Raw genomic sequence first — 7,227 nt, forward strand, 5'->3', positions numbered from 1 at the left:
CGAGAGCCCTGGAACAAACAAATATAAACTTATCACATCAACAACAGATACATTCTCGCCAACAAACAACGTTGATTGACTATGAAGGCCAGCTATCGCAAGTATCGCAAACAGAGAACAGTTTGATACCAATGCTCCTGGAAATGATTGACTGGATTGATACGCAAGTAAATAACGACCTAGCTTTCCACCAACATAAGAGACTGGCACGTATCGCGGCACTCAAAGAAAAAGCATTTAACCCGGAAATACCGATAAGCCACCTTTACCACTCAGTGCTTGAAGCCTTTCAGATTGAAAACGAGTTTGGCTACAGCATTGAGTCATATCAGCAGGAGATCATAATTGATAACAAAGAAGTGGAAGCACAGATACTTCGGGTTGGGCGTATCGGAATGTATTTCCTCAGTCTTGATCAGCAAAGCGCTGGCTATTGGAGCCAACAAAAGCAAAGCTGGCTTCTGGCGAGCCCCGCCCTTCTTGAAAATGTTGCGCAAGGTATTAAGGTAGCCAAGAAGCAGCTTCCACCTTCCCTTTTAACACTTACTGTTGAAGCGGACGGAAATTAATACTATGAAACACCTCCAAAGCGCATTCATTATTTTCTGCCTGCTGACAACTCCTTGTTTGGCTAACGCTAGCACCGAACCGAACGGTAATCCGCAAAACACATTAAATAAGCTGTACCAAAAGATACAACAAGAAAGAACTCAGCAGGCTCAATCAAACCAAGCCCGAGAACGATCTTTTCAGCAACAAAAGCAGCAACAAAAAGAAAAACTTGCGGCCCTTCAAAAGGAGCTTTCCAATAAAAGAAAGGAACTTAAAACCCTCAACCAGACTGTTAGAAAAACCGAACAAAGCATTGACGATGCAAAACATCAGTTAGCAGAACGAAGTCACGCGCTAAAAGACCTGTTCTCTGTGTGGAAGCAAGCTGTTAAAGATGGTCAGTCGAATATGGAGGCCTCCATTATTAGTCATGAGTCACCTGCAAAGCTTGAAACATTTCGCATGCTGGCAACTAAAACAGCACTCCCCGACTCAGATGACTTAAGAGCCCTTTTCGAGCTACTTCAATATGATATTCAGCAAAACCGCCAAAGCCACACCTACCAAGGTGAAGTAATTACAGTAGATGGCCAGCGAAAACAGACGGTTATCCAACGCATTGGTACGTTTACCACGACCAGCGAAGGTAATTTTCTTGTTCACAACCCGGCGAATAACACTCTAAATACGCTTCCAATACAACCAAATTCAAAATACCAAAGAGTCGTTGAGCAAGCCGAATACCAGGCTCTAAGTCCCAACACACCCCTTACAGCGGTAATCGACCCTTCGAACGGTTTGATACTTGAACAGCTGGCACTGATTCCCAGCTTGGAAGATCGCTTCCACCAAGGCGGATATATTGGCTACGCCATTGTCACATTAGGTTTACTAGGGCTCTTACTAAGCTTGTTTAGATGGTTAACAATCAGCTACTCTCAACGAGCAATCAAAAAACAAATGAGATCACCGTAAATTGCAGACGCTAGCAATCCTCTTGGCCGAATAATTCAGGCCTATCAGGCATGCAAAGGAAATGAGGAAAGCAGTTCAAGTGACGAGCAAAGTACTCAGCTAAAACATGATACGCTTGAAGTTCAGCTACAAGAGATCGTTATGTCCGAGATGCCTAAGCTGGATAAGGGCCTGGGGACAATCAAACTACTCGCTGCAGTCGCCCCTCTTCTGGGCTTACTCGGCACCGTTGTTGGCATGATCAATACCTTTCAAAGTATTACTTTAGTCGGAAACGCAGACCCAAAACTAATGGCTGGCGGGATATCACAAGCGCTAATGACTACAGTTCTTGGACTACTGGTAGCCGTGCCACTACTATTCTCTCACAATCTGTTAGCAGCAAAGTCGAAAAAGGTTCTTATGTTCCTTAGCCAGCAAAGCCTAGGCTTTATTGCAAAATATATGAGTGAACAAGGCTCAATAGAAGCTAACGCAGCTCAAGACACTCGCCCTTCCAAGGCAGACTGTTAAGATGACGCAAATTGGTTTCGACTTTTACTCAAGCATTGATCAATTAATCAAGCTCGGTGGTTTACCTGTCGCGGCCATACTGGCTCTGAGTGTATTAATCTTTATACTTTTTTTTGAACGCTTACTATTCCTAAGTCTCAGCTTTAAAAATACAATTTCAATGTTGGAGAAGTACTGGAGCGAAAGTGCTAGCTTGGCAAAGTCAGGACTAAATTCCTGGGACAAGCAAAGAGTTCAGGAAGCGCTGCTTTCTGAGGCAAGAGCAATGACACGCCACTCTTTTTGGCTCTTGAGAGCAGCGATTATTGCTTGTCCGTTAATCGGGCTAATGGGCACGGTAAGTGGAATGGTACTTGTTTTTGATCAAATATCGTTAAGCGGAACTGGAAACCCTCGTTTGATGGCCTCGGGAATATTTCAGGCAACCCTGCCTACCATGGCAGGCATGCTGATATCGATTATAGGGCTTATTATGCAATACATTCTGCGCCGCTTAAGTTTGCGCGCACAAGGTATACTCAAGCATCAATTCCCCCTATTAGAAGAAGGGGGCGTCAAGGCATGAGAACGCGCTTTCCTTTTTTCAACAATGAAGAAGAAGACGTAGAAATCAATATGACACCAATGTTGGATGTCGTATTCATTCTGCTAATTTTCTTTATTGTTACCACCAGTTTCATTCGCGAAGCGGGCGCTAACATTAACCGCCCTCAAGCCCAGACATCCAGCACACTGCCTCAACAGGCAATTATTGTAGCAATCACAGCTCAAAATAAAGTGTGGATCGATCAACGGCAAGTTGAACCACAAACCATCAGACGCAATATTGAGCGTTTATTGAGTGAGTCGCCAGAAAGCACTGTCATCCTCCAGGCCGATGAGCATGCACGGACCGGTTTATTGATACAGGCATTGGACCAGTGCAAACTTGCAGGCGCCAAGAACATCGCCGTTGCGACACGCAAAGAATCAAACAGTGGAATCTAGGTTTATGGATAACACCATTTGTCGACTGCCGCTAAGTCAAAGCCTTACACGTTGGGTACTCGCCGCCCTATTAGCCATAATCTGTGTATTAGCCATTAGCAAGCTTATGACGAGTCTGATTACTCCGCTTAGCGTCGAAGCTGCGATCTACAAATTTCTCAGCATTGACTTCATTCGGATTGAAGCAAACTCTTCAAGCGCGCCCGAGCAAGAAGAAGAGCTGCCACCACCCGAAGAAGCAGAACCTGAACCACCCAAACCCAAACTAATCGATCAAGCAGCGTTTAACCCCCGGCTTCCAAAGCTTTCGCTAGACTTGAGCCCTATCGATACACCTTCGGTGCCACTTTCATTAAGCCCACCTGAATTCCCGGCAAGTTCCCTTAAACCCATACAAAGTGCCGCCCCGAGTTTTGATGAGCAACTGTTTCCCTTGCTCACGCCAGACCCGCTCTACCCCAGAAGAGCAAAACGCGCAAGACTGGAAGGATGGGTTAATATTAGCTTCACTATAGGCTTGAATGGAAGCGTGAGTGATGTACAAGTCCTAAGCGCCGAACCAGAGGGCATTTTTGAAAACAACACCATACGTGCCGTCAAAAATTGGAAATTCAAACCTCAGCTTCTCGGGGGAAAGCCTAGCACTCGTCGGGTTGTTCAAACCATTAATTTTACTCTGGAAAAATAATGCTTTGGTTTATGTTTCGACACGCACATAGACGCCTTACTTTCCTGGTATTATCCGTGGCTTTGCTGAGCACCGGCGAAGCCTGTTCTGCTGACTATTCATTCAATGTACCGAGCGAGGTTTTGGAGTTACAGCCGAACAAGCATGCCCAAATCAATAGCCGAACCCAGCGAACACTTGCCCAAGCCTGGAGCGACTTTGAAAAGCAGCAAAGTGCCAAAGCACTTAGCACTCTAGAACGCGTTATTTCTGAAAATCAGCACAATCCCGTGGCTACATCTTATGCGCTCTATTCTGCCTCTCAGATCCTTGCTCAACTCGAACAATATGAACTGGCGATTGGCTTAATACAATTGCTTTTACGACTAGACTCTCTGAATGAGTCGTCCCAGGTTAAACAACATCTGCTGCTTGCCCAGCTGCAAATTCAAACAGGGCACTTTAGTGAAGCAAGCCAAGCGCTGCAAACACTCATATCATCCCAACAACCGAATCAGAGTATAGAACCAGAACAGCTAAGTGAGTGGTATTACTTACTGTCTTATTCACAGTTCCAGACTAAAGACTACTCAAACTGCTTTAACAGCGCCAAACATGCCTTAAAATTGGCTCACCCTAAGCAAGAAGCGCTTTATCAACTACAACTCAATAGCTTATTAGCGCTTAAAGATTACCCCGCGAGCAGACTTATCATCGAGAAGCTAATATCGCTCGAACCCACCAAAAAGGCTTATTGGCAACAATGGGTGCGTATAGCGATTCAATTAGGTGAGCATCAACAAGCCCTATCGGGCATGGAACTACTAAAAGAAACACAAGCCCTTAGTGCTACAGAAGTTTTACACTTATCACAATTACAGCTATCAGAAGGCCTACCTTTCCAGGCAGCTCTAATCCTCGAAGCCGCTCTAAGCGAGAAAACTGTCAAAGCCACAGCTGCGAATATTAAAAGGCTAGCCTATAGCAGGGAACAGGCAGGCCATAATGAGAAAGCCATAGATATACTAAGTTCTAGCTCCTTTATCACCAACTACCAGGACTCTGCTGACAACCTAGCAATTTTAAAACAGTTAAGCCGGCTCTTGGTTAAACAGGCCTTATGGAATGAAGTGATTCAAGTCATCCACGAGGTGAGTGGAGGTTCCTACATGCAATGGTTAGCTCTCGAGAAAGACTATAACAAAGACAAGGTTTTGATCGGTCTGGAGTTAGGTAGGTCTTTATTTTATTCTGACAAACTCAATATGGCTGAAACTTTGTTTACTGCGCTTGACGATCACTTGAGTAAGCTAAAACAAAGCAAGGCAAACCGCCACCAAGCCGACACTATCGATATTCACATCATCGAAAAACAATTAGCTCAGTGGACAAATTACCTTGCCAACATTAGCAAGCATTAGACGTTTAAAAGTCGATAATGCCTTGGACAGGCTCATCTATCGTAAGCTGCATTAACTCTTCATTACTGAGATTTTTGTACTTATCTGCTAGCTTGGCAATGCTCTTAACCAGCCCTCGGCAATCTTTTCCTGCCGCCTCACACTTATCCATATAGCGCTTAACAGTTGGCTGAAATGCCTTGACCCATGCTTGCTGCTCAGGCTCACTAAACTTTATAATTTCAACACCCTGCTCGGCCAAGGTATTTTGTGCAGTTTGTGCAAATTCTTCAGTGCGCTGCACAACAGCCAAAGCCAATTTCTGCTGAAAGTCCGACAGTAACTGCTTGGTTGGTTTATTCAGCCGATCAAAGCTACGACGATTCATACAAGTCTCAATGGTCGTTGGTGCAATATTCAACTCTGTATAGTACTTGGCTTGCTCATAAATTTTAAAAGGAATAAAGCCCATATCAACCCAAACGATTGCATCAACCACGCCTTGCTGTAGGGCTGAATAGATCTCTGGAAACGGAATACGAACAACAGAGTAGCCTAAGTCTTCTGCCGCACCCGGCGCATTCATAAATGACACCACCTTTTTGCCTTTTAAGTCTTCAGGTCTACGAATAGGTGTTTTGCTCATTAAGCTTAGAGGTCTCACTGGCATAACATGTGCTGGATAAACACCTCGTCGAGTGAACTCCTCAGCCAAGCCATCAGCCATTAGCTCGTTCACAATTCGTGCAGTTAAGTAAGGGTTGGAAGGGGCTATATAGGGGAGCTGGATGGTTTTAAACAACTCAAAACCTTTTGCTTCGGCCAGTGTATAACACGTCCCAAAATCAGCCACGCCAGCGCGTAAAGCTTTGAAGCCTCCGGTGACACCATAGAGAGACCCACCGCCATACATTTTAATTTGCAATTCGTTGTTGGTTTTACGTTGTATCCAATCAATCCCTTTCTGCCAAACCGGTGGTAAATGAGAAACAGGAGGCGCCGGGTGTGCAAACTTCCACTGTGTCACTTTGCCACTCGTCGGGATCGAACCACCCTCCTCTAGCAACCAGGCGTCAACAGGTGTCGCGGAATAGGAAGTTGACGCGCCACTCATGAAGGCCAACACAAACCCAAGCATACGAAGCATTGCTTTAATTCTCTTAAACAACTCTTTTTATCTTTTATTATCGATATTGTTAACACTTAACGCCTGACTGACAGCCAGTTGGATATCCATAATTATGACAAATATCAATTCATGGACTACATTGTATAAACCTACAGTTCTATAAGAGATTGGTCAACGTGTCAGCCACAATCACCGACGATATTCCCTATTCAGGTTACTGCGCCCCTGGCTATGAAGCCGTGAAGGAGGCTTTTCTAGTAAACCTCAAAGAACGGAATGAAATTGGCGCTAGCGTTGCCGCCTATAATCACGGCGAAAAGGTAGTCGACTTATGGGGGGGGGGTTATAAGGATAAAGGTAAAACACAACTCTGGGAGGAGGATACTCTTTGCTGCGTTATGTCCGTTACCAAAGCTATCGCTTCCCTCGCTGTACTCTCACTTGCGGACAGAGGAATCATCGATCTCGACCAGCCTGTCTGCACGTATTGGACAGAGTTTGCTCAGGCGGGAAAAGACAAAATCACAGTACGCTGCGTTTTGGCTCAACTCGCAGGCGTTCCTGTTGCCGATGCAGCGCCTGCCGGTTCCCTCTATCAAAAAGGGGTTGTCGAGCAAGCATTAGAAGTTCAAGCACCACTTTGGCCCGCAGGCTCTACTCCCTGCTACCACTCTTTTACTCATGGCCCTCTGTGCCAGGCTTTGATCAGTAAGTGTACCGGTCAAACCTTAGGGCAATATTTGCAAGAAGAAATATTTGGGCCAAACAATATTGAATTCTACCTAGGCATGAATGAAAGCCAGATTACTCGTTGCGCCGATATCGTCATATCTAATGGTGTTCCTACCTTACAACAAGTCAACGACCCAAACTCTTTACTTGCTAGAGCTTGGAAACCAATCCCGGACCCTCAGCGTATGTTTGAGGACCCTGATTTCCGAACCCACGAGTTCGGGTCTGGCAATGGCCATAGTAACGCTAGAAATATCGCAAAGATTTATAGC

9 protein-coding genes are annotated in these 7,227 nt (G+C 45.2%); 8 read left to right on the forward strand and 1 reads right to left on the reverse strand.

Annotated features, from left to right (window positions below; all coding sequences use genetic code 11):
* The 7 genes from A3757_RS17250 to A3757_RS17280 form a co-directional block, all read left to right on the forward strand.
* Positions 1-569, forward strand: a 569-nt coding sequence (locus A3757_RS17250; RefSeq protein ID WP_068739991.1) for a DUF3450 domain-containing protein, incomplete at its 5' end; no start/stop codon positions are given.
* A 4-nt stretch (positions 570-573) separates the two neighbouring features.
* A complete protein-coding gene (locus tag A3757_RS17255; RefSeq protein ID WP_068514846.1) occupies positions 574-1,527 on the forward strand; it encodes a hypothetical protein in 954 nt (317 codons plus the stop codon).
* Between the two features lie 33 nt (positions 1,528-1,560).
* Positions 1,561-2,040, forward strand: a complete 480-nt coding sequence (locus A3757_RS17260; RefSeq protein ID WP_255374942.1) for a MotA/TolQ/ExbB proton channel family protein — start codon at positions 1,561-1,563, stop codon at positions 2,038-2,040.
* Between the two features lies 1 nt (position 2,041).
* On the forward strand, positions 2,042-2,605 hold the full coding sequence (locus tag A3757_RS17265) for a MotA/TolQ/ExbB proton channel family protein (protein WP_068514152.1): 564 nt from the start codon (positions 2,042-2,044) through the stop codon (positions 2,603-2,605).
* Positions 2,602-3,027 carry a biopolymer transporter ExbD gene (locus A3757_RS17270; protein ID WP_068514839.1) on the forward strand — a complete coding sequence of 142 codons (426 nt, stop codon included), beginning with the start codon at positions 2,602-2,604 and terminating at the stop codon, positions 3,025-3,027. Before A3757_RS17265 ends, A3757_RS17270 begins: the two co-directional genes overlap by 4 nt.
* 4 nt (positions 3,028-3,031) lie before the next feature.
* Positions 3,032-3,715 carry an energy transducer TonB gene (locus A3757_RS17275; RefSeq protein WP_068514837.1) on the forward strand — a complete coding sequence of 228 codons (684 nt, stop codon included), beginning with the start codon at positions 3,032-3,034 and terminating at the stop codon, positions 3,713-3,715.
* On the forward strand, positions 3,715-5,115 hold the full coding sequence (locus tag A3757_RS17280) for a lipopolysaccharide assembly protein LapB (RefSeq protein ID WP_068739993.1): 1,401 nt from the start codon (positions 3,715-3,717) through the stop codon (positions 5,113-5,115). The genes A3757_RS17275 and A3757_RS17280 overlap by 1 nt, the downstream gene beginning before the upstream one ends.
* A 4-nt stretch (positions 5,116-5,119) precedes the next feature.
* Here the strand turns inward: A3757_RS17280 and A3757_RS17285 are convergent, their stop codons facing one another.
* Positions 5,120-6,241: a TRAP transporter substrate-binding protein gene (locus tag A3757_RS17285; RefSeq protein ID WP_068514830.1), complete on the reverse strand. Its 1,122-nt coding sequence runs from the start codon at positions 6,239-6,241 to the stop codon at positions 5,120-5,122.
* Positions 6,242-6,399: 158 nt separating this feature from the next.
* On the opposite strand from A3757_RS17285, the gene A3757_RS17290 reads away from it, so the two are divergent.
* A partial coding sequence (locus A3757_RS17290; RefSeq protein ID WP_068739995.1) for a serine hydrolase domain-containing protein occupies positions 6,400-7,227 on the forward strand: 828 nt, incomplete at its 3' end.

Source organism: Oleiphilus sp. HI0117 (genome assembly GCF_001635235.1).

Bases quoted from the DNA above. Each gene is read 5' to 3' on its own strand.
- A3757_RS17255 (WP_068514846.1), top strand. From the start codon at position 574: ATGAAACACCTCCAAAGCGCATTCATTATTTTCTGCCTGCTGACAACT.
- A3757_RS17265 (WP_068514152.1), top strand. From the start codon at position 2,042: ATGACGCAAATTGGTTTCGACTTTTACTCAAGCATTGATCAATTAATC.
- A3757_RS17270 (WP_068514839.1), top strand. From the start codon at position 2,602: ATGAGAACGCGCTTTCCTTTTTTCAACAATGAAGAAGAAGACGTAGAA.
- A3757_RS17275 (WP_068514837.1), top strand. From the start codon at position 3,032: ATGGATAACACCATTTGTCGACTGCCGCTAAGTCAAAGCCTTACACGT.
- A3757_RS17280 (WP_068739993.1), top strand. From the start codon at position 3,715: ATGCTTTGGTTTATGTTTCGACACGCACATAGACGCCTTACTTTCCTG.
- A3757_RS17285 (WP_068514830.1), bottom strand. From the start codon at position 6,241: ATGCTTCGTATGCTTGGGTTTGTGTTGGCCTTCATGAGTGGCGCGTCA.